The organism is Nocardioides sp. TRM66260-LWL, assembly GCF_020075545.1.
Lineage (GTDB): Bacteria > Actinomycetota > Actinomycetes > Propionibacteriales > Nocardioidaceae > Nocardioides.
The window spans coordinates 538,005-560,814 of sequence record NZ_JAIQZK010000001.1; the positions used below are offsets into that span (position 1 = coordinate 538,005).

General features: G+C 72.3%; 17 protein-coding genes and 1 tRNA gene. 15 read left to right on the top strand and 3 right to left on the bottom strand.

All coding sequences use genetic code 11. The features are described 5' to 3' along the window. The first annotated feature begins 28 nt into the window (after positions 1-28). The 8 genes from trpC to pyk all read left to right on the top strand — a co-directional run bounded on the left by trpC (position 29) and on the right by pyk (position 12,217). Entirely contained in the window at positions 29-811 is a 783-nt protein-coding gene (gene trpC / locus K8Z61_RS02620) for an indole-3-glycerol phosphate synthase TrpC (RefSeq protein WP_224126504.1), read from the top strand. Beyond that, positions 808-2,079, top strand: a complete 1,272-nt coding sequence (trpB, locus tag K8Z61_RS02625) for a tryptophan synthase subunit beta (protein WP_224126505.1) — start codon at positions 808-810, stop codon at positions 2,077-2,079. The genes trpC and trpB overlap by 4 nt, the downstream gene beginning before the upstream one ends. After that, positions 2,076-2,888: a tryptophan synthase subunit alpha gene (gene trpA / locus K8Z61_RS02630; RefSeq protein WP_224126506.1), complete on the top strand. Its 813-nt coding sequence runs from the start codon at positions 2,076-2,078 to the stop codon at positions 2,886-2,888. Before trpB ends, trpA begins: the two co-directional genes overlap by 4 nt. Continuing rightward, positions 2,881-3,531: an SCO family protein gene (locus K8Z61_RS02635; RefSeq protein ID WP_224126507.1), complete on the top strand. Its 651-nt coding sequence runs from the start codon at positions 2,881-2,883 to the stop codon at positions 3,529-3,531. The genes trpA and K8Z61_RS02635 overlap by 8 nt, the downstream gene beginning before the upstream one ends. Then, positions 3,528-4,436: a prolipoprotein diacylglyceryl transferase gene (gene lgt, locus K8Z61_RS02640; RefSeq protein WP_224126508.1), complete on the top strand. Its 909-nt coding sequence runs from the start codon at positions 3,528-3,530 to the stop codon at positions 4,434-4,436. Before K8Z61_RS02635 ends, lgt begins: the two co-directional genes overlap by 4 nt. Positions 4,437-4,538: 102 nt before the next feature. Further along, a complete protein-coding gene (gltB, locus tag K8Z61_RS02645; protein WP_224126509.1) occupies positions 4,539-9,092 on the top strand; it encodes a glutamate synthase large subunit in 4,554 nt (1,517 codons plus the stop codon). Between the two features lie 81 nt (positions 9,093-9,173). Then, positions 9,174-10,640 (top strand): glutamate synthase subunit beta, encoded by a 1,467-nt coding sequence (locus tag K8Z61_RS02650; protein ID WP_224126510.1) that lies wholly within the window; start codon positions 9,174-9,176, stop codon positions 10,638-10,640. A gap of 122 nt (positions 10,641-10,762) precedes the next feature. After that, positions 10,763-12,217 carry a pyruvate kinase gene (pyk, locus tag K8Z61_RS02655; protein WP_224126511.1) on the top strand — a complete coding sequence of 485 codons (1,455 nt, stop codon included), beginning with the start codon at positions 10,763-10,765 and terminating at the stop codon, positions 12,215-12,217. A gap of 40 nt (positions 12,218-12,257) precedes the next feature. On the opposite strand, the gene K8Z61_RS02660 is transcribed toward pyk, so the two are convergent. Continuing rightward, positions 12,258-12,330 (bottom strand) — tRNA-Leu (locus K8Z61_RS02660). 103 nt (positions 12,331-12,433) lie between these two features. Between K8Z61_RS02660 and K8Z61_RS02665 the strand changes: the two genes are divergently transcribed. The 5 genes from K8Z61_RS02665 to K8Z61_RS02685 all read left to right on the top strand — a co-directional run bounded on the left by K8Z61_RS02665 (position 12,434) and on the right by K8Z61_RS02685 (position 17,262). Then, positions 12,434-13,036, top strand: a complete 603-nt coding sequence (locus K8Z61_RS02665; RefSeq protein ID WP_224126512.1) for an ANTAR domain-containing response regulator — start codon at positions 12,434-12,436, stop codon at positions 13,034-13,036. Between the two features lie 184 nt (positions 13,037-13,220). Then, positions 13,221-14,546 carry an ABC transporter permease subunit gene (locus K8Z61_RS02670; protein ID WP_224126513.1) on the top strand — a complete coding sequence of 442 codons (1,326 nt, stop codon included), beginning with the start codon at positions 13,221-13,223 and terminating at the stop codon, positions 14,544-14,546. Between the two features lie 10 nt (positions 14,547-14,556). Further along, complete coding sequence (locus tag K8Z61_RS02675; protein ID WP_224126514.1) at positions 14,557-15,570, top strand: branched-chain amino acid ABC transporter permease; 1,014 nt, start codon at positions 14,557-14,559, stop codon at positions 15,568-15,570. Beyond that, positions 15,560-16,474, top strand: coding sequence for an ABC transporter ATP-binding protein (locus tag K8Z61_RS02680; protein ID WP_224126515.1), 915 nt, complete (start codon positions 15,560-15,562; stop codon positions 16,472-16,474). The genes K8Z61_RS02675 and K8Z61_RS02680 overlap by 11 nt, the downstream gene beginning before the upstream one ends. Beyond that, a complete protein-coding gene (locus K8Z61_RS02685) occupies positions 16,471-17,262 on the top strand; it encodes an ABC transporter ATP-binding protein (protein WP_224126516.1) in 792 nt (263 codons plus the stop codon). The genes K8Z61_RS02680 and K8Z61_RS02685 overlap by 4 nt, the downstream gene beginning before the upstream one ends. 126 nt (positions 17,263-17,388) lie before the next feature. On the opposite strand, the gene K8Z61_RS02690 is transcribed toward K8Z61_RS02685, so the two are convergent. After that, complete coding sequence (locus tag K8Z61_RS02690; RefSeq protein WP_224126517.1) at positions 17,389-18,672, bottom strand: ABC transporter substrate-binding protein; 1,284 nt, start codon at positions 18,670-18,672, stop codon at positions 17,389-17,391. 307 nt (positions 18,673-18,979) lie between these two features. Here K8Z61_RS02690 and K8Z61_RS02695 point away from each other — a divergent pair, with 307 nt between their 5' ends. After that, on the top strand, positions 18,980-19,561 hold the full coding sequence (locus K8Z61_RS02695; protein WP_224126518.1) for a GNAT family N-acetyltransferase: 582 nt from the start codon (positions 18,980-18,982) through the stop codon (positions 19,559-19,561). A gap of 6 nt (positions 19,562-19,567) precedes the next feature. Here K8Z61_RS02695 and K8Z61_RS02700 read toward each other — a convergent pair whose 3' ends face one another. After that, positions 19,568-20,005, bottom strand: coding sequence for a hotdog fold thioesterase (locus K8Z61_RS02700; RefSeq protein WP_224126519.1), 438 nt, complete (start codon positions 20,003-20,005; stop codon positions 19,568-19,570). Positions 20,006-20,047: 42 nt separating this feature from the next. On the opposite strand from K8Z61_RS02700, the gene polA reads away from it, so the two are divergent. Next, positions 20,048-22,735: a DNA polymerase I gene (gene polA, locus K8Z61_RS02705; RefSeq protein ID WP_224126520.1), complete on the top strand. Its 2,688-nt coding sequence runs from the start codon at positions 20,048-20,050 to the stop codon at positions 22,733-22,735. Positions 22,736-22,810: the final 75 nt, after the last annotated feature.

Genomic DNA, 22,810 nt, shown 5'->3' on the forward strand with positions numbered 1-22,810 from the left:
TCACGCACCGAGCCGGAGGCCCCGACCCATGACCGTCCTCGACGACATCGTCGCCGGAGCCCGCCTCGACCTCGAGGCGCGCCGGTCGGCGGTGCCGGAGGCCGACCTGCGGGCCGCCCTGGCCGACGTCGACCCGCCGCGCGACCCGATGCCGCACCTGCGCGGGGCCGGCTCGAGCGTCATCGCCGAGGTCAAGCGCCGCAGCCCCAGCAAGGGCCACCTCGCCGAGATCGAGGACCCCGCGGCGCTCGCCGCGCGCTACGCCGCCGGCGGTGCCGCCGCGATCAGCGTCCTCACCGAGGAGCGACGCTTCGGCGGCAGCCTCGCCGACCTGCGCGCGGTGCGCGCGGCCGTCGACGTCCCGCTGCTGCGCAAGGACTTCATCGTCGAGCCGTACCAGTTGCTCGAGGCCCGGGCCGCGGGCGCCGACCTCGCGCTGCTGATCGTCGCGGCGCTCGACGACGACCGCCTCCGCTCGCTGCACGAGCTGGCCGGCGAGCTGGGGCTCACCGTGCTCGTCGAGGTGCACGACGAGGCCGAGACCGAGCGCGCGGTCGCGCTGGGCGCCGAGCTGATCGGCGTCAACGCGCGCAACCTCAAGACCCTGGCCGTCGACACCGCCACCTTCGGCCGGCTCGCCCCGCTCATCCCCGACGACCGCGTCAAGGTCGCCGAGTCCGGCATCACCGGGGTCGACGACGTGCGCCGGTTCGTCGGCGAGGGCGCCCGCGCGGTGCTGGTGGGCGAGGCGCTGGTGAAGGACGGCGACCCCGAGGCCGGGGTCCGATCGATGACGGGAGTGACGGCATGACCCTCCACGCCGAGCGGGCGGAGACCGGGCAGTCCGGGGCACGGCCCCTCTACCAGGCCGACGAGCAGGGCTGGTTCGGCGGCTTCGGCGGCCGGTTCATGCCCGAGGCGCTGATCGCCGCCCTCGACGAGCTGACCGTCGCGTGGCACGACGCGATGGCCGACCCCGCGTTCACCGCCGAGTTCGAGCAGGTGCTGCGCGAGTACGCCGGCCTGCCGAGCCCGCTGTTCCACGCGACCCGGCTCTCCGAGCGCGTCGGCTGCCGCGTGCTGCTCAAGCGCGAGGACCTCAACCACACCGGCGCCCACAAGATCCGCAACGTGCTCGGCCAGGCGCTGCTGACCAAGCGGATGGGCAAGAAGCGGGTCATCGCCGAGACCGGCGCCGGCCAGCACGGCGTGGCCAGCGCCACCGCCGCGGCCTACTTCGGGCTCGACTGCACGGTCTACATGGGCGCCGTCGACACCCGTCGGCAGGCGCTCAACGTCGCCCGCATGCGCCTGCTCGGCGCCGAGGTCGTGCCGGTGGAGTCCGGCAGCGCGACGCTGAAGGACGCCATCAACGAGGCCATGCGCGACTGGGTCGCCAGCGTCGACCACACCGCGTACCTGTTCGGCACCGCCGCGGGCCCGCACCCGTTCCCGTCCATGGTCGGCGCCTTCACCCGCGGCATCGGCGACGAGGCCCGCGCCCAGTGCCTCGAGCAGTACGGCGTGCTGCCCGACGCCGTCGCGGCCTGCGTCGGCGGCGGGTCGAACGCGATCGGCCTGTTCACCGCCTTCCTCGACGACCCCGACGTCGCGATCTGGGGCTTCGAGGCCGGCGGCGAGGGCGTCGAGACCCCGCGGCACGCGGCCACGATCAGCGCGGGCGCCACCGGCGTCCTGCACGGCGCCCGCACCTACGTGCTGCAGGACGACGACGGCCAGACGGTCGAGTCGCACTCCATCTCCGCGGGCCTCGACTACCCGGGCGTCGGCCCGCAGCACGCGCACCTGGCCGCCACCGGCCGGGCCACCTACGTGCCGGTCACCGACGACGAGGCGATGCAGGCGCTGGCGCTGCTCAGCCGGGTCGAGGGCATCATCCCGGCGATCGAGACCGCCCACGCGGTCGCGGGCGCGATCCGCGTCGCCGAGGAGCTCGCCGCGACCAAGGGGCCCGACGCCACGGTGCTGATCAGCCTCAGCGGCCGCGGCGACAAGGACATGGGCACGGTCATGGAGTACTTCGGCCTCGGCGACCAGCCGCAGGAGGGCGACGCGTGAGCGTCCGCGCCGCCTTCGACGCCGCGCGGGCCGAGGGCCGGGCGGCCCTGGTCGGCTACCTGCCGGCCGGCTACCCCGACCGCGACGGCGGCATCGAGGCGCTGACCACCATGGTCCGGGCCGGCGTCGACGTGATCGAGGTCGGGCTGCCCTACACCGACCCGGTCATGGACGGCCCCACGATCCAGGCCGCCGCGCAGGCCGCGCTCGAGGGCGGCGTGCGCACGGCCGACGTGCTGCGCACGGTCGAGGCCGTCGCCGCGACGGGCACCCCGACCGTGGTCATGACCTACTGGAACCCGGTGGAGCGCTACGGCGTCGAGCGGTTCGCCGACGATCTCGCGAGCGCCGGGGGAGCGGGGCTGATCACCCCTGACCTGACCCCCGACTTCGCCCCCGAGTGGATCGAGGCCGCCGACCAGCGGGGCCTGGACAAGATCTTCCTCGTCGCCCCGTCGTCCACCGACGAGCGCGTCGCCTACACCACCGCCGCCAGCCGCGGCTTCGTCTACGCCACCGCGGTCATGGGCGTCACCGGCGCGCGGGCCACCACCAGCGACCTCGCCGGGCCGCTCGTCGCCCGCACCCGCGCCGCGGTCGAGCAGCAGGGCACCGGGCTGCCGGTCGGCGTCGGGCTCGGCGTCAGCACCGGCGACCAGGCCGCCGAGGTGGCCAGCTACGCCGACGGCGTGATCGTCGGCTCCGCGTTCGTGCGCACCCTCCTCGACCACGCCGACGACCGCCGGGCCGGCCTGGCCGCCCTCGCCGCGCTCACCGAGGACCTCGCCGCCGGCGTCCGTCGTGGCTGAGCGCCGCCGGGTCGCCGCCGTCGCGGCGGCGGTCGCCGCGCTGCTCGTCCTGCTGAGCGCGTGCGGCGGCGCGGCGCCGTCCGGCGGCGGCTCGTTCGCCGGTCGCGTCGTGACCCCGCCGTTCGACGTCGCGTCCACCTCGCTCACCGACACCGAGCGCCAGCCCTACGAGCTGCGCAGCAGCAGCGGCAAGCGGCTCACGCTGGCCTTCTTCGGCTACACCCACTGCCCCGACATCTGCGGTCTGGTCATGGGCAACCTCGCCGCGGCCATGACCCGGCTCGACGCCCAGGACCGCGCGAACGTGCAGGTCGTCTTCGTCACCACCGACCCCGCCCGCGACGACCCCACGACGCTGCGCCGCTACCTCGACCGGCTCGACCCGTCCTTCGAGGGCCTCACCGGCGACCTCGACGCGATCGTCGCGCTCGGCCGCTCGGTCGCGGTCGGCGTCACCGACGGCCAGCGGCTGCCCACCGGCGGGTACGACCTCAACACCCACTCGACCCAGGTCACCGGCATCGCGCAGGACGGCTCGGCTCCGGTGTACTGGTCGCAGAGCACCTCGGCGGCGCAGTACGCCGCCGACATCCACACCTATCTCGCCCAGGGGCTGCCGAGCCCGAGCGGAGGCACGTCATGACGCTCCTGCCCCTCGAGGCGCTGACGGTGCCGCTCAGCATCCCGAGCCCCTCGCAGGGCGTGTGGCACCTCGGCCCGTTCCCGGTGCGCGGGTACGCCCTCTCGATCATCCTCGGCATCGTCGTCGCGGTGGTCATCGCCGAGCGCCGGTGGAAGGCCCGCGGCGGTCGCGTCGGGGAGATCCAGGACATCGCGCTGTGGGCCGTCCCCTTCGGCGTCGTCGGCGGCCGGCTCTACCACGTGGCCACCGACTCCGACCTGTACTTCGGCGCCGGGCGGCGGCCGATCGAGGCGCTCTACATCTGGAACGGCGGCCTCGGCGTGTGGGGCGCGGTCGCGCTCGGCGCCCTGGGCGCGGTCATCGGCGCGCGGCGCGCCGGCATCCGGCTGCTGCCGGTGCTGGACGCGATCGCGCCGGCGGTGCTCGTCGCCCAGGCCATCGGGCGCTGGGGCAACTGGTTCAACCAGGAGCTCTTCGGCCGGCCCACCGATCTGCCCTGGGCGCTCTCGGTGAGCGACCGCACCGCCATCGACGCCGGCTACCCGCCCGGCACCACGTTCCACCCGACGTTCCTCTACGAGAGCCTGTGGAACCTCGCCGCCTTCGGCGTGATCGTCGTGCTCGACCGGCGGCTCCGCCTGGGCCACGGACGCGTGGTGGCCCTCTACGTCATGCTCTACACGCTGGGTCGCGGCTGGATCGAGTCCCTGCGCATCGACGCCGTGGAGCTCTCCGACGTCGGCGGCCTGCGCTTCAACGTGTGGGTCTCGATCGTCCTCTTCGTGCTGGCCACCGCCTACTTCGTGATCAGCGGACGCCGGGGCGCGCCCCGCGAGACCGAGGTGTACGTCGAGGGGCGCGGCCCACGGCGAGACGAGTCGGCGGAGGCTTCGGGAGTTCGGTAACCCGGTGGTAATCTGAAGACTCCCGCGCGGGCCAACGCCGTCCCCTGCTCCAGCAAGACCCTCAGCAGCCGACCAGGCTTCTTCAGACGACGGGAGTTCCCGGTGCCCTACTCGCACGCCTTCCCGCCGCCCCAGGGGTTGTACGACCCGGTCCACGAGCACGACGCGTGCGGTGTGGCCTTCGTCGCGACCCTGACCGGCGTCCCCAGCCACTCGATCGTGGTCCAGGCCCTCACGGCGCTGCGCAACCTCGACCACCGCGGCGCCGCCGGCGCGGAGGTCAACTCCGGCGACGGCGCCGGGATCCTGCTCCAGGTGCCCGACGCGTTCCTGCGCGCCGTGGCCGCCGACCACGGCGTGACGCTGCCCGCCGCGGGCTCCTACGCCGTCGGCACGGCGTTCCTCCAGGGCGACGACGCCGCGGTCGCGGCCGCCGCCGCCCGGATCGAGGCGATCGCGGCCGAGGAGGGCCTCGAGGTCCTCGGCTGGCGCGACGTCCCGGTCGAGCCGTCGATCCTCGGCTCGGCGGCCCTCGGCGTGATGCCGACCTTCCGCCAGCTCTTCGTCGCCGCCGCCTCCGGGCAGACCGGCATGGAGCTCGAGCGGCTGGCGTTCTGCCTGCGCAAGCGCGCCGAGCGGGAGGTCGCGGTCTACTTCCCGTCGCTGTCCTCGCGGACCCTGGTCTACAAGGGCATGCTGACCACCGACCAGCTCGACCACTTCTTCCCCGACCTGCGCGACGAGCGCATCGCCTCGGCGATCGGCGTCGTCCACTCGCGCTTCTCGACCAACACCTTCCCGAGCTGGCCGCTCTCGCACCCGTTCCGGTTCATCGCCCACAACGGCGAGATCAACACCGTCATGGGCAACCGCAACTGGATGCGGGCGCGCGAGGCGCTGCTGGCCTCCGACGTCATCCCGGGCGACCTCGAGCGGCTCTACCCGATCTGCACCCCGGGGGCGTCCGACTCCGCGTCCTTCGACGAGGTGCTCGAGCTGCTGCACCTCGGCGGCCGCTCGCTGCCGCACTCGGTGCTGATGATGATCCCCGAGGCGTGGGAGAACCACGCCGAGATGGACGAGGCCCGGCGCGCCTTCTACCGGTTCCACGCCTCGCTCATGGAGCCGTGGGACGGCCCGGCGTGCGTCGTGTTCACCGACGGCGCCCAGATCGGCGCGGTGCTCGACCGCAACGGCCTGCGTCCCTCGCGCTACTGGGTCACCGAGGACGGCCTCGTCGTCCTGGCCTCCGAGGTCGGCGTCCTCGATCTCGACCCCGCCACGGTCGTCCGCAAGGGCCGGCTGCAGCCGGGCCGCATGTTCCTCGTCGACACCGAGGAGCACCGGATCATCGAGGACGAGGAGATCAAGGCCCAGCTCGCTGCCGAGCACCCGTACGCCGAGTGGCTGCACGCCGGGCTCGTCCACCTCTCCGACCTGCCCGAGCGCGAGCACGTCGTGCACACCCACGCGTCGGTCACCCGTCGCCAGCAGGTCTTCGGCTACACCGAGGAGGAGCTGCGGGTCATCCTCACGCCGATGGCCAACACCGGCGCCGAGCCGATCGGCTCGATGGGCACCGACACCCCGATCGCGGCGCTGAGCGACAAGCCGCGCCTGCTGTTCGACTACTTCGCGCAGCTCTTCGCGCAGGTCACCAACCCGCCGCTGGACGCCATCCGCGAGGAGCTCGTCACCTCGCTCAACGGCACCATCGGCCCGGAGGCCAACCTGCTCGAGCCGACGCCCGCGTCGTGTCGCCAGGTCACGCTGCCGTTCCCGGTCATCTCCAACGACGACCTCGCGAAGATCCGGCACATCAACCGCGACGGCGACATGCCCGGCTTCGTCACGCACGTCTCCCGCGGCCTGTACGACGTCGAGGGCGGTGGCGCCGCCATGGCGGCCCGCATCTCCGAGGTGTGCGCCGAGGTCAGCGCGGCGATCGCCGAGGGCGCGCGCATCATCGTGCTCTCCGACCGCCACTCCACCGCCGAGCTCGCGCCGATCCCGTCGCTGCTGCTCACCGCGGCCGTGCACCACCACCTGGTGCGCGAGAAGACCCGCACCCAGGTCGGCCTGATCGTCGAGGCCGGCGACGTCCGCGAGGTGCACCACGTCGCGCTGCTCGTCGGCTACGGCGCGGCGGCGGTCAACCCCTACCTGGCCATGGAGTCGGTCGAGGACCTCGCGCGCGAGGGCTACTACGTCAAGACCGAGCCCGAGGTCGCGGTCCGCAACCTCGTCAAGGCGCTCGGCAAGGGCGTCCTGAAGGTCATGTCGAAGATGGGCGTCTCGACGGTCGCGTCCTACACCGGAGCGCAGATCTTCGAGGCCGTCGGCCTCTCCCAGGAGCTCGTCGACGCCTACTTCACCGGCACCACCTCCAAGCTCGGCGGCATCGGCCTCGACGTCGTCGCCGAGGAGGTCGCCCGCCGGCACCACACCGCGTACCCGCGCGGCGGCATCTCCCCGTCGCACCGGGAGCTGCAGGTCGGCGGCGAGTACCAGTGGCGTCGCGAGGGCGAGCCGCACCTCTTCGACCCCGAGACCGTCTTCCGGCTCCAGCACGCCACGCGCGCCGGCCGCTACGACGTCTTCAAGCAGTACACCCAGCGCGTCGACGAGCAGTCCGAGCGGCTGATGACGCTGCGCGGCCTGTTCACCTTCAAGGACGCCGAGGCCACCGGCCGGCAGCCGATCCCGATCGAGGAGGTCGAGCCGGTCTCCGAGATCGTCAAGCGGTTCTCCACCGGCGCGATGTCGTACGGCTCGATCTCGGGCGAGGCCCACGAGACCCTCGCGATCGCGATGAACCGCCTCGGCGGCAAGTCGAACACCGGCGAGGGCGGCGAGGACCCCGAGCGGCTCTACGACCCCGAGCGCCGCAGCTCGATCAAGCAGGTCGCCTCGGGCCGCTTCGGCGTCACCTCGGAGTACCTCACCAACGCCGACGACATCCAGATCAAGATGGCGCAGGGCGCGAAGCCCGGCGAGGGCGGCCAGCTGCCGGGCAACAAGGTCTACCCGTGGGTGGCCAAGACCCGGCACAGCACGCCCGGCGTGGGCCTGATCAGCCCGCCGCCGCACCACGACATCTACTCGATCGAGGACCTCGCCCAGCTGATCCACGACCTCAAGAACGCCAACCCGGCGGCGCGGGTCCACGTGAAGCTGGTCGCCGAGGTCGGCGTCGGCACCGTCGCCACGGGCGTCTCGAAGGCGCACGCGGACGTCGTGCTGATCTCCGGCCACGACGGCGGCACCGGCGCATCGCCGCTGACCTCGCTCAAGCACGCGGGCGGCCCCTGGGAGCTCGGCCTGGCCGAGACCCAGCAGACCCTGCTGCTCAACGGCCTGCGCGACCGCATCGTCGTGCAGACCGACGGCCAGCTGAAGACCGGCCGCGACGTCGTCATCGCCGCGCTGCTGGGCGCCGAGGAGTACGGCTTCGCGACCGCCCCGCTGGTGGTCTCCGGCTGCATCCTCATGCGGGTCTGCCACCTCGACACCTGCCCCGTGGGCGTCGCGACGCAGAACCCCGTGCTGCGCGAGCGGTTCTCCGGCAAGCCGGAGTTCGTCGTCACCTTCTTCGAGTACATCGCCGAGGAGGTGCGCGAGCTCCTCGCGCAGCTGGGCTTCCGCACGCTCGACGAGGCCATCGGCCAGGTCGGCGCGCTCGACGTCCAGCGGGCGGTCGACCACTGGAAGGCCGCGGGCCTCGACCTCTCGCCGATCCTGCACGCCCCCGACCTGAGCGCCTTCCCGGGCCAGGACCTGCGCCGCACCAAGAGCCAGGACCACGGTCTGGAGCGCTCGCTCGACGTCACGACGCTCGTGCCGCTGGCCGAGCCGGCGCTCGAGCGCGGCGAGCCGGTGCGGGCCCAGGTGGAGGTGCGCAACGTGCACCGCACCGTCGGCACGATCCTCGGTCACGAGGTCACCAAGCGGTACGGCGGCGAGGGCCTGCCCGACGGCACGATCGACCTCACGCTCACCGGCTCGGCGGGCCAGTCGTTCGGCGCCTTCCTGCCGCGCGGCATCACGCTGCGGCTGGAGGGCGACGCCAACGACTACGTCGGCAAGGGCCTCTCCGGCGGCCGCGTCGTCGTGCGGCCCGACCGCTCGGCGCCGTTCACGCCCGAGGAGCAGATCATCGCGGGCAACACCATCGCCTACGGCGCCACCTCCGGGCAGGTCTTCCTGCGCGGCGGCGTCGGCGAGCGGTTCGCGGTGCGCAACTCCGGTGCCAGCCTGGTCACCGAGGGCGTGGGCGACCACGGCTGCGAGTACATGACCGGCGGACGCGTCGTGGTCCTCGGCCCGACCGGCCGCAACTTCGCGGCCGGCATGTCGGGCGGCATCGCGTGGGTGCTCGACCTCGACCCGAAGCGGGTCAACCCCGAGCTGGTCGAGCTGCACCCCGTGGCCGGCAACGCCGAGGAGCTGCGTGCGCTGGTGCGCGCCCACGCCGAGGAGACCGGCTCGAGCGTCGCCGAGGCGCTCCTGGCCGACTGGGACGTCGCGCTGACCCGCTTCACCGAGGTCATGCCGCGCGACTACCGGATCGTCCTGGAGGCCAAGGCGAAGGCCGAGGCCGACGGCCTCAGCGAGGCCGAGACCGCCGACGCGATGATGGCGGCGCTGCACGGATGAGCGCCGTCCTGCTCGTGACGAGCCTGAACCCGAACCCGCATCGCGGCGCCCCGTGCCGCGACGACGCCGAGGAGATGCGTCATGGCTGACCCCAAGGGCTTCCTGAAGGAGGGCCGCCAGGTCGCGCCCCGTCGCCCCGTCGAGGAGCGCGTGCGCGACTGGAACGAGGTGTACCCCGACGGCGTGGGCCGCGCCCTGCTGCCGATCATCACCCCGCAGGCGAGCCGCTGCATGGACTGCGGCGTCCCGTTCTGCCACCAGGGCTGCCCGCTGGGCAACCTGATCCCCGAGTGGAACGACCTCGTGTGGCGCGGTGACTGGGAGGGGGCCATCGACCGCCTCCACGCCACCAACAACTTCCCGGAGTTCACCGGGCGGCTGTGCCCGGCGCCCTGCGAGACCGCCTGCGTGCTGGGCATCAACCAGGACCCGGTGACGATCAAGAACGTCGAGGTCTCGATCATCGACAAGGCGTGGGAGTCGGGCTTCGTCCGGCCCCAGCCGCCGGAGTGGCTCTCGGGCAAGACCGTCGCCGTCGTCGGCTCGGGCCCCGCGGGCCTCGCCGCCGCGCAGCAGCTCACCCGCGCCGGTCACACCGTGGCGGTCTACGAGCGTGCCGACAAGGTCGGCGGGCTCCTGCGCTACGGCATCCCCGAGTTCAAGATGGAGAAGAAGCACCTCGACCGTCGCCTCGAGCAGATGCGTCGCGAGGGCACGGTCTTCCGGGCCGGCGTCGACGTGGGCGGTCAGCTCACCGGCGAGGAGCTCCGCGACCGCTACGACGCCGTGGTGCTCGCGATCGGCGCCACGAAGGCGCGCGACCTCGACGTCCCGGGCCGTCACCTCGACGGCATCCACCAGGCGATGGAGTTCCTGCCGCAGGCCAACCGCGCCGCGGTCGGCGAGGAGGTCGAGGGCCAGATCATGGCCACCGACAAGCACGTGGTGATCATCGGCGGCGGCGACACCGGCGCCGACTGCCTCGGCACCTCGATCCGCCACGGCGCGGCCTCGATCACGCAGCTGGAGATCATGCCGCAGCCGGGCCACGACCGGCCGACCGGCCAGCCCTGGCCGACCTACCCGATGCTCTTCCGCGTCTCCTCGGCCCACGAGGAGGGCGGCGACCGCGTCTACGCGGTCTCCACCAAGGAGTTCATCGGCGACGACGAGGGCCACGTCCGCCAGCTGAAGCTGGTCGACGTCGTGCTCAAGGAGGGCCGTCTCACCGAGATCGAGGGCACCGAGCGGGTCATCCCGGCCGACCTGGTGCTCTTCGCCATGGGCTTCCTCGGCCCCGAGCAGCCCGGCCTGGTCGAGCAGCTCGGCGTCGAGCTCGACGAGCGCGGCAACGTCAAGCGCGGCGCCGACTACCAGTCGAGCGTGCCCGGCGTCTTCGTCGCCGGCGACGCCGGACGCGGCCAGTCGCTCATCGTGTGGGCGATCGCCGAGGGCCGCGCCGCGGCCTCGAAGGTCGACGCCTTCCTCACCGGCAGCACCGACCTGCCGGCGCCGGTGCGTCCGACCGACCGTCCGCTGACGGTCTGAGCGGTCCCACCGCCGCCTCGACGGCCCGGTCCGATCCGCCTGCGGGCGGTGCGGACCGGGCCGTCCGTTGTTAACCGCGGGTAACGTCTTTGAACGATCAAAGTCCCGCTAGGGTGGCGGACGTGCGTAGAGCCAAGATCGTCTGCACCCTGGGTCCCGCCGTCTCCTCGCCGCGTCGCATCCGCGAGCTCGTGTACGCCGGCATGGACGTCGCCCGGCTGAACATGAGCCACGGCAGCCACGCCGACCACGCCGAGGCCTACCGCCTGGTGCGCGAGGCGTCGGACGCCAGCGGCCACGGCGTCGGGATCTTCGCCGACCTGCAGGGGCCGAAGATCCGGCTGGAGACCTTCGCCGACGGCCCGACGCTGCTGCGTCGCGGCCAGGAGTGGACGATCACCACCCGCGACGTCCCCGGCGACGCCACCGTCTGCGGCACCACGTACAAGGGCCTGCCCGGCGACGTCTCGCCGGGCGACCCGCTGCTGATCGACGACGGCCGCATCCGCCTGCGGGTGATCGAGCGCGACGAGACCGACGTCCGCTGCGAGGTGCTGGTCGGTGGCACGGTGAGCAACCACAAGGGCATCAACCTGCCCGGCGTCGCGGTCTCGGTCCCGGCGCTGTCCGACAAGGACGAGGAGGACCTCCGGTTCGCGCTCGGGCTCGGCGTCGACTTCGTCGCGCTCAGCTTCGTCCGCGACGCCGGCGACGCCGAGGACGTCCGGCGGATCATGCGCGAGGAGGGCTCGGTCGTGCCCGTCATCGCCAAGATCGAGAAGCCGCAGGCCATCGACAACCTCGACGAGATCATCGCCGCGTTCGACGGCTTCATGGTCGCCCGCGGCGACCTCGGCGTGGAGTGTCCGCTGGAGGAGGTCCCGTTCCTGCAGAAGGAGATCGTCCGCAAGGCGCGGCTCAACGCCAAGCCCGTCATCGTCGCCACCCAGATGCTCGACTCGATGATCGGCAACCCGCAGCCGACGCGCGCCGAGACCTCCGACGTGGCCAACGCGGTGCTCGACGGCGCCGACGCGGTCATGCTCTCCGGCGAGACCAGCGTGGGGGAGTACCCCGTGCACACGGTCGAGACGATGGCGCGCATCGTCGAGGCCACCGAGCGCCACGCCCTCGAGACCGGCACGCTCGCGCCGCTGCCGTGGGCGCCGCGCACGAAGCCCGGCGTGATCGCCAAGGCCGCCGAGGAGGTGGCCGAGCGGGTCGAGGCCAAGTACGTCGTCGCCTTCACCCAGAGCGGCGACTCCGCGCGGCGCATGGCCCGGCTGCGCGGCCCGATCCCGATCCTCGCCTTCACCCCCGAGGCGCGCGTGCGCTCGCAGCTGGCGCTCTCGTGGGGCGTCGAGACGTTCAAGACCCAGCCGGTCGAGCACACCGACGAGATGGTGCGGCAGGTCGACGAGCAGCTGCTGCGCATCGGCCGGGTGCAGGAGGGCGACCTCGTGGTGATCATCGCGGGGGCGCCCCCGGGCATCCCGGGCTCGACGAACGCGCTGCGCATCCACCGCATGGGCGACGCGATCAACGAGGTCGCGCCGGCCTACCAGCGCCGGGGCTGATCGCCGGCCGTCCCCGGGGGGACCGCTCGCGGGGTGCCGGTGCCCCGGGTCGGATTCGAACCGACACTGGACGGTGTTTGAGACCGTTGCCTCTGCCGTTGGGCTACCGGGGCGGACCGCGTCGGAGGCTACCCCAGCGGGGACGCGCGCCGTGGAGTCGGTCAGCCCGCCGCCGACCGCCGGTCGCGGCGGTCGCGGGCGGCTAGCCTGTCGCCCGTGAGCCAGTCCGCGCAGGGGAGCACCCGCACCGTCGTCATCGCCGAGGACGAGGTGCTGATCCGCATGGACCTCGCCGAGATGCTCACCGAGCAGGGCTACGAGGTGGTCGGCCAGGCCGGCGACGGGCGCACCGCGATCGAGCTCGCCGAGGCCCACCGTCCCGACCTCGTCATCCTCGACGTCAAGATGCCCGTGCTCGACGGCATCGCCGCGGCCGAGGAGATCGCGCGGCAGCGGATCGCCCCCGTGGTCATCCTCACCGCGTTCTCCCAGCGCGACCTGGTCGAGCGGGCCCGCGACGCGGGCGCCATGGCCTACCTGGTCAAGCCGTTCTCGGCCACCGACCTCGTGCCCGCCATCGAGATGGCCGTCAGCCGGTTCGCGGAGGTCCGGGCGCTGGAGGGCGAGGTGGCCGATCTCGCCGACCGGCTCGAGACCCGCAAGGCCGTCGAGCGAGCGAAGGGCATCCTGCAGCAGCAGCTCGGCCTGTCCGAGCCGGAGGCGTTCCGCTGGATCCAGAAGACCGCAATGGACCTGCGGCTCTCGATGCGGCAGGTGGCCGAGGGCGTCGTCGAGCACGGCCCCGGTCTCGCCGGCTGACGGCCGCCTGGAGCGCGCGCGGGCCGAGCCCGTCTGGACCGGCCGTCGCGGTCTGGTAACCGTTTCGTGTCGATCCGCCCGTCCGCCTGTCGGGACGGCGACGCGCCCCTAGAGTACGCCGCAGCCCGTCCGGGGGGATGCCCCTCGGAGGCTCACGACAGGAAGGGCACCCGTGGCTCGATTCATGGCACTGATGGCCGTGCTGGCGGCGATCCTGCTGCCGGTCGCCGCGCACGCCGCCGACGCGACGCCGGGCGCGAGCCCGAGCGCCTCGCCGTCGGCGTCGACCGCGCCGACCACCGGCACCGCGATCAACGTCCTGCTGACGAACCAGTCCGACAAGGCCGCCGACGGCACCGCCAAGCCGATCCCGGGCGTGACGCTCAACGTCACCGACGAGGCGGGCAACGCGGTCGGCTCGGGCGTCACCGACGCCAAGGGCCGCGCGATCATCGCGGTGCCCGCGAAGGCCACCTACAAGGTCACGCTCGACGAGAAGACGCTGCCCGAGGGCATCGCGCTCGGCGACGGCACGGCCGACTCGGTGACCGTCGCGGTGCGCCTCGACGGCCCGAACAACTTCGCGGCCTTCCCGATCGGCGTCCAGGCCAAGGCCACCACGGGCTTCGGCGACAAGCTCTCCGACAGCATCGTCTCGGGCGTGAAGTTCGGCCTGATCGTCGCGCTGGCCGCGCTGGGCCTCTCGCTGATCTTCGGCACCACGGGCCTCACCAACTTCGCCCACGGCGAGCTGATCACCTTCGGCGCGCTGGTCGCCTACCTGTTCAACGTGACGATCGGGCTGCCGGTGATCGTGGCCGGCGTCATCGCGGTGATCCTCTCGGGCGCCTTCGGCTGGCTCCAGGACGCCGTGCTCTGGCGGCCGCTGCGCAAGCGCGGCACCGGCCTGATCGCGATGATGATCGTCTCGATCGGCCTGGGCATCTTCCTGCGCTACGTCTACCAGTACCTCTTCTCCAGCGAGACCAAGCCCTTCAGCGACTACACCAACCAGGCCCGCCGCGACTACGGGTTCATCCGGCTCGCCGACAAGGAGGTCGCGATCCTCCTGATCGCGATCGTCGCGATCACGGTGGTCTGCGTCGCGATGATGACCACGCGGTTCGGCAAGGCGATGCGCGCGGTCTCCGACAACCCGGCGCTCGCCGCGTCGTCCGGCCTGCGGGTCGACGGCGTCATCCGCAACGCCTGGATCCTCGGCACCCTTCTCTCGGGCCTCGCGGGCGTGCTGCTGGGCGTGAACAGCCAGATCAACTTCCTGATGGGCTTCAAGCTGCTGCTGCTCGTCTTCGCCGCCGTGACGCTCGGCGGTCTCGGCACCATCTGGGGCGCGCTGATCGGATCGATGGTGATCGGCCTGATGGTCGAGGTCGGCCCGCTCTTCGGCGTCCCGTCGTCGATCAAGGAGGTGGGCGCGCTGATCGTGCTCATCCTCGTCCTGCTGGTCCGTCCCCAGGGCATCCTGGGCCGCCGCGAGCGGATCGGGTGAGGAGACAACCATGGACCTGCTGGACATCCTGCGCACCGCGCTGACCCAGGCCCTCGGGCCGTCGGCGATCGTCTACGCGCTCGCGGCCATCGGCCTGAACATCCACTTCGGCTACACCGGGCTGCTCAACTTCGGCCAGGCCGGCTTCATGGCCGTCAGCGCCTACGCGCTGGCCGTGACGGTCGTCCAGGCCGACCTGCCCTTCTGGCTCGGCGTCGTCCTGGCGCTCGTCGCGCCGGTCGTCCTCGCCCTGCTCCTCGGCGTCCCGACGCTGCGGCTCCGGGCCGACTACCTGGCGATCGTGACGATCGCGGCGGCCGAGATCCTGAGACTCGTCTTCGGCGCCGTCGAGACCAAGGACGTCTTCGGCGGCTCCAACGGCCTCAACGGCTACTCCGAGACCTACAAGGGCCTGAACGTCTACACGAAGCTCGGCGTGGGCCGCGACGGCCTCGACCTCGGCGTAGTGCAGTACAGCCGCGACGACCTGTGGAACATCACGGTCGGCTGGACGCTCGTCGCCCTCGGCTGCCTGTTCGTCTGGCTGCTGATGCGCAGCCCGTGGGGTCGCGTCCTCCGCTCGATCCGCGAGGACGAGGACGCCGTGCGCTCGCTGGGCAAGAACGTCTTCGCCTACAAGATGCAGGCGCTCATCCTCGGTGGCGTCTTCGGCGGTCTGGCCGGCCTCTTCCTGGCGCTCAAGCAGTCGTCGGTCGTGCCGTCGGACTACTCCTCGAACATCACCTTCTACGCCTACACCGCCCTCCTGCTCGGCGGTGCCGCGCGGGTCCTCGGACCCGTCGTCGGCGCGATCATCTTCTGGTTCCTGCTGACCGGGCTCGGCGAGCTCTTCAGTCAGCTGACGTCGGGCACCGACCCGATCCTGCCAGCGTCGATCATGGACGGGACCCAGGCCAGCCTCGTGCGCTTCATCGTCACGGGCCTGGCGTTGATGCTGCTGATGATCTTCCGACCCCAGGGGATCTTCGGCGACCGGAGGGAGATCGCGATCGATGCCCGCTGACCTGTCCGCCGCCCGCGCGGCGCTCGCCACCGTCGCGACCGATCCCGGCGCGAGGAAGCCCGACCCGATCATCGTCGGCTCGGGGATCACCCGGCAGTTCGGCGGCCTCAAGGCCGTCGACGTCGAGCACATCGAGATCCAGCGCGGCGTCATCACCGCGCTGATCGGCCCGAACGGCGCCGGCAAGACGACGCTGTTCAACCTGCTCACCGGCTTCGACGCCCCCGACACCGGCGACTGGTCGTTCAACGGCCGCAGCCTGGCCAAGGTCTCGGCCTACAAGGTCGCCCGCCTCGGCATGGTGCGCACCTTCCAGCTCACCAAGGTGCTCTCGAAGCTCACCGTCATCGAGAACATGCGGCTGGGCGCCACCGGCCAGCGCGGCGAGCGCTTCTGGAGCGCCCCGCTGCGCTCGCTGTGGTCGGGCCAGGAGAGCGAGATCACCGCGAAGGCCGACGAGCTGCTGGCGCGGTTCAAGCTCGACGCCAAGCGCGAGGACTTCGCCGGCTCGCTCTCCGGCGGTCAGCGCAAGCTGCTCGAGATGGCGCGCGCGCTGATGGTCGACCCCGAGCTGATCATGCTCGACGAGCCGATGGCCGGCGTGAACCCGGCGCTGAAGCAGTCGCTGCTGGGGCACGTGAAGTCCCTGCGCGACGAGGGCCGCACCGTGCTCTTCGTCGAGCACGACATGGACATGGTCCGCGACATCAGCGACTGGGTGATCGTCATGGCCCAGGGGCAGATCGTCGCGGAGGGCACCCCGGAGTCGGTGATGGCCGACCAGCGCGTCATCGACGCCTACCTCGGCGCCCACCACGACACCGACCTCAGCGAGCTCGACGAGGCCGCCCTCGAGGCGGAGGTCGAGGCCGAGATCCAGGCCGAGCAGGAGGACACCCCGTGAGCACCAGCCAGCCCGACACCGCCGGCGAGAACAGCCGCGAGTCGCACCTCGCCGGGGCCGAGGGCGCGCTGCTGCGCGCCGACGGGCTCATCGCGGGCTACCTGCCCGGGGTGAACATCCTCAACGAGGCCGACCTCTACTGCCACCGCGGCGAGCTGATCGGCATCATCGGCCCCAACGGCGCCGGCAAGTCGACCTTCCTCAAGGCCCTTTTCGGCCTCGTGCGCATCCACGAGGGCACGGTGACGCTGGAGGGGGAGGACATCTCCAACAAGCGCGCCGACCAGCTGGTCACCAAGGGCATCGGCTTCGTGCCCCAGACCAACAACGTCTTCCCGTCGCTGACGATCGAGGAGAACCTCGAGATGGGGTGCTTCCAGGACCCCAAGAGCTTCAGCCAGCGGTTCGACTTCGTCACCGACCTGTTCCCGACGCTGGGCACCCGCCGCAAGCAGCGGGCCGGGTCGCTCTCCGGCGGCGAGCGGCAGATGGTCGCGATGGGCCGCGCGCTGATGATGAACCCGTCGGTGCTGCTGCTCGACGAGCCCTCCGCGGGCCTCTCGCCGGTCATGCAGGACGAGGTCTTCGTCCAGACCCGCAAGATCAACAAGGCCGGCGTCTCGGTGATCATGGTCGAGCAGAACGCCCGCCGCTGCCTGCAGATCTGCGACCGCGGCTACGTGCTCGACCAGGGCCGCAACGCCTACACGGGCTCGGGCAAGGCGCTGGCCGACGACCCCAAGGTCATCGAGCTGTACCTCGGCACGCTCGGCGCGAAGGCGAGCTGACCGGCACGATCGACGGCGACGGCCCCGGGAGGAGATCCTCCCGGGGCCGTCGTGCGTCTGCGGTGCCCGGAGACGACGACACCCCCCGGGCCGAGGCCCGGGGGGTGTCGTGCGGTGGATCAGCGATCAGATGTTGCCGGCGATGTACTCGACGGGCTTCGGCTTGTTGTCCGCGCCGTACTGGTAGATGCCGATGGACGCCGCGGTCGGCGAGCCGGTGTCACCGAGCTCGATCGGGCCGGAGACGCCGTCGTAGTCGATGTCCTTGCCCTCGCCCAGCAGGGCGGCGCAGTCCTTGAACGTCGTGCACTTCTCGCCGCCCTTGGTCACGTCGACCACGTGCTGGCCGATGGCCTCGCCGTCGTCGCTCTTGGCCTCGACGGCCGCGAGCGCGGTGATGATGGTGGCGTCGTAGGACTCCGCCGCGTAGGAGTAGTCCTTCAGGTCGGGGTTGACCGTGGCCAGCCGCTCCTTGAAGTCCGAGGTCGCCTCGGCGCCGGGGATGGTGCCCTTGACGCCCTCGAGGTTGCCGACCGACTTGTCGTAGGCGGCGGTGTTGCCGTCGACGAAGTAGGTGGGCAGGTCCTGCGGGCCGGCCTTCGCGGCGACCAGCTGCGGGATGATCGCCTTGGTCTCGTCGAAGGCGACGAGCACGAGCGCGTCGGCGCCGGAGCCCGCGATCTCGTTGACCTGCGAGTCGTAGGACTGCGCCTTCTCGCCGTAGAACACGGTGTCCGCGACCTTGGCGCCGGCGTTCTCGAGGTTCTTCTTGATCTCGCCGGCGAGGGTCTCGCCGTAGGCGTCCTGGCGGGCCAGGATCGCGACGTTGCTGCGACCGTCCTTGATCAGCAGGTTGGCCATGACGGCGCCCTGCAGGATGTCGGACGGCGCGGTGCGGAAGTAGTTGTCGGGCTTGGCGTAGTCGCCGGTGTCGAACGCCGTCGAGGTGTTCGCCGGGGAGATCTGCACCTTGCCGGCCGACAGGATCTTGTCGATGACGGTGAGGGAGACGCCCGAGGAGGCCGCACCGACGATGACGTCCGCGCCCTTGGCGAGGAGCTTGTCGGTCTCGGCCGGCGCGATGCCGGAGTCGGTGTCGCCGGAGTCGCCCTGGACGTTCTTGACGTCCTTGCCGAGCACGCCGCCGGCCTCGTTGATGTCCTTGACCGCGAGGTCGACGCCCGCGAACTCCGGCGGGCCGAGGAAGGCGAGGCTGCCGGTCTGGGGGAGGAGGGTGCCGTAGACGAGCGTGCCGTCGCCCTTGCCGGCGCCGCTCGCCGACGCGCTGCCGGACGGCTCGGAGCCGGCCGAGTCGTTGCCGCTGTCGGAGCCGCAGGCGGTGAGCGCGAGGCCCAGCACGGCGGAGCCGGCGACCAGCTTGAGCCAGCTGGCGTTGCTGCTTCGATTCACGTGGGGAACCTTTCTGTTCCGTGGTGGGGGCCGCAGGCAGGGCGCGAGCGCACCCCATCGGCGTGAGTGCGCCCACGCTAGGACCCGCGCACCGGCCGCAAACCGGCCCCGAGGGGTCGTTGCGAAACCGTTATGTCGTCGAGGCCGGCCCGGGTCCCGCACGTCGCCGGGCCGCGCGCCGGGGCCGGGCGTCCGGGAGGTGGGGGACTCCTCTGACAGCCCGGACGAGGCCGCGTAGTCTCGGCCGCACGGGCGCGCTGCCGGAGCGCGCTGCGGTCGGGCCCCCGGGCCCGGAGAGGCGGGGTCGATGAGTCGTGCACTGGTCTCGCTGCGCACCGCGCGGGTCGAGGACGCCCCCTTCCTGGCCGACCTCTGGAGCGACGCCCTGCGCCGCGCCGACCGGCAGGAGCAGGTCGCCGATCTCGAGGTGATCCTCAAGCAGGCGTGCGCCTCGCCCGAGCAGCGCGTGCTTCTGGCCGAGTACGACGGCGAGCCGGCCGGCGCGGTGTTCCTGCGCGTCGGCACCATGGGTCCGCTGAACCTCGAGCCGATGGTGCAGGCCTACTCGCCGCACGTGCTGCCGGCGTTCCGGCGTCACGGCGTCGGACGGATCCTCATGGAGGCGGCGGTCTCGTTCGCCGAGGAGCTCGGCATCGGCCACGTCCTGGCCGGCGCGACGTCCGGCTCCCGCGACGCCAACCGGTTCATGGCCCGCCTCGGCCTGGGGCCGCAGGTCACCGTCCGGCTCGCGCCCACCCACCTCGTCCGCGCCAAGATCGAGGCGCAGCGCCCGGCGGCCGAGCGGCTCGCCGGCGGCCGCCAGCTGGGGTCGCTGCTCGCCGCGCGGCGCTCGATGCGGCGCGCCGCCGAGCTCGACGAGCGCGCCTGACCGAAGTCAGCGGGCCAGCTTCTCCGCGGGGATCAGCGCGCAGGTGAGGCGCGCGGTGCAGACGCGTCGTCCGGCGGCGTTGCTGATGACGACCTCCCAGGTCGCGCTGGCCTTGCCCAGGTGGGCGGGGGTGGCCACGCCGGTGACCACGCCGTCGACCTCCGAGCGGTGGTGCGTGGCGTTGATGTCGACGCCGACGGCGATCCGGTCGGGGTGGGCGTGCAGCGCGGAGCCGATCGAGCCGAGGGTCTCCGCGAGCACCACCGACGCGCCGCCGTGCAGCAGGCCATAGGGCTGGGTGTTGCCCTCGACGGGCATGGTGGCCACGATCCGCTCGGGCGTGCACTCGACGAGCTCGATGCCCATCCGCTCGTTCAGCGCGCCCATCCGCGCGCCCATCTGCGCGATGAGGTCGTCGGTCGAGGGCACGGGCTGATCGGTCATGGGGGCAACCTAGCCGTCGGCGCCGCTGGCTAGAGTCGCCGGGTGACCGACCCGCGCCGTCCCCGCCTGCTGCTCCTTGACGGCCACTCGCTGGCCTACCGGGCGTTCTTCGCCCTCCCGGTCGAGAACTTCTCCACCAGCACCGGCCAGCACACGAACGCCGTCTACGGCTTCACCTCGATGCTGATCAACGTGCTGCGCGACGAGCAGCCGACCCACCTGGCGGTCGCCTTCGACGTCAGCCGGCAGACCTTCCGCATGGAGGAGTACGCGGAGTACAAGGCCAAGCGCAACAAGACGCCCGGCGAGTTCTCCAGCCAGCTGCCGCTCATCGAGGAGGTGCTCGACGCGCTGCGCATCCCGTTCCTGAAGAAGGAGGGGTACGAGGCCGACGACATCATCGCCACCCTCGTCACCCAGGCGCTCGAGCAGGAGATGGACGTGCTGGTCCTCACCGGCGACCGCGACTCCCTCCAGCTGGTCACCGAGCACAGCACGGTGCTCTACCCGATGCGCGGCGTCAGCGACCTGGCGCGCATGACCCCCGAGGCGGTCGAGGCGAAGTACGGCGTGGCGCCGCACCGCTATCCCGAGCTGGCCGCGCTCGTGGGCGAGGACTCCGACAACCTCCCGGGCATCCCGGGGGTCGGCCCGAAGACCGCCGCGAAGTGGCTGGCCACCTACGACGGCCTGGAGAACCTCGTCGTCAACGCCGACAAGGTCACCGGCAAGGCCGGCGACAACCTGCGCGCACACCTCGGCGACGTGCTGCGCAACCGGCGGCTCAACGCGCTCGTGCGCGATCTCGACCTCGACGCCGGCCCCGCCGACCTCGCCCTGCGGCCGTGGGACCGCCAGGAGGTGCACACGCTCTTCGACTCCCTGGAGTTCCGCGTGCTGCGCGACCGGCTCTTCGAGACCCTCTCGAGCGAGGAGGACGTCGCCGAGGGCGGCTTCGAGCTGGCCGGACGCCGCCTCGGCCCCGGCGAGGTCGCCGGCTTCCTCGACGGCCTCGGGGCCGAGACCGTCGGGCTCCACGTCCTCGGCCGCTGGGGCGCCGGCACCGGCCGCGTCGAGGCGCTCGCGCTGGCCACCGCGGCCGGCGCCGCGGCCCACCTCGACGTCGCCGAGCTCACGCCCGAGGACGACGCCGCGCTCGCCGGGTGGCTCGCCGATCCGGCGCGGCCGAAGGCGCTGCACGACGCCAAGGGGCCGATGCTCGCCCTGGCCGCCCACGGCTGGTCGCTGGACGGCCTGGCGAGCGACACCGCGCTCGCGGCCTACCTGGTGCGCCCCGACCAGCGCTCCTACGACCTCGCCGACCTCACCGTCCGGTACCTGCGGCGCGAGCTGCGCGAGGAGGCCGACGCCGAGCAGGCCGCGCTGTTCGAGGACGACGGCGCAGCCGCTGACGGCAGCGGCGCCGCCGAGGCCGCGATGCTGCGCGCGCGAGCGGTCGTCGACCTCGCGGACGCGCTCGCGGACGCCGTCGAGGAGCACGGCGGCACCGCGCTCCTGCGCGACGTCGAGCTGCCGCTGGTGCACCTGCTGGCCCGCATGGAGCAGACCGGCATCGCCGTCGACGTCGACTACCTCGAGGGCCTGGAGGGGCACTTCGCCGGGGAGGTGCGTGCCGCGGCCGAGGAGGCCTACGCGGTGATCGGCAAGGAGATCAACCTCGGCTCGCCCAAGCAGCTGCAGGTGGTGCTCTTCGACGAGCTCGACATGCCCAAGACCAAGCGCACCAAGACCGGCTACACGACCGACGCCGACGCCCTCCAGGCGCTCTACGCCAAGACCGAGCACCCGTTCCTGCTGCACCTGCTGCGGCACCGCGACGTCACGCGGCTGCGGCAGACGATCGAGGGGCTGCTGAAGTCGGTGGCGCCCGACGGCCGCATCCACACGACCTTCAACCAGACGATCGCGGCGACCGGCCGGCTCTCGTCCACCGAGCCGAACCTGCAGAACATCCCGATCCGCACCGAGGAGGGTCGGCGCATCCGCGAGGGCTTCGTGGTCGGCGAGGGCCACGAGTCGCTGATGACCGCCGACTACAGCCAGATCGAGATGCGGATCATGGCGCACCTCTCGGAGGACGCCCTGCTGATCGAGGCCTTCCGCTCGGGCCGCGACTTCCACTCGATCACCGCCTCGCGCGTCTTCGACGTGCCGGCCGACGCCGTGGGCGTCGAGCAGCGCGCCAAGATCAAGGCGATGAACTACGGCCTGGCCTACGGCCTCTCGGCCTTCGGCCTCTCCCAGCAGCTCGGCATCGAGCCGGCCGAGGCACGGGTCCTGATGGACGACTACTTCGAGACCTTCGGCGGCGTGCGCGACTACCTCGGCGGCATCGTCGAGGAGGCGCGGCGCACCGGGTTCACCGAGACGATCGAGGGTCGGCGTCGCTACCTGCCCGACCTCACCAGCGACAACCGTCAACGCCGCGAGATGGCCGAGCGGATGGCGCTCAACGCCCCCATCCAGGGCTCGGCCGCCGACCTGATCAAGATCGCGATGCTCGGCGTCCAGCGGGCGATCGAGGCCGACGGCCTGCGCTCGCGGCTGCTGCTCCAGGTGCACGACGAGCTCGTGCTCGAGGTCGCGCCGGGGGAGCGCGACGCGCTAGAGGCCCTGGTGCGCGAGCAGATGGGCGCCGCGGCGCAGCTGGCCGTGCCCCTCGACGTCTCCGTCGGCACCGGTCGCAGCTGGCACGAGGCCGCGCACTGATCGAGGACGCGTCAGCGGCGGCGCAGCACCGGCCATGGGCTAGGGTGAGCCCGTCATGATGCGCCTGCTCCTCCT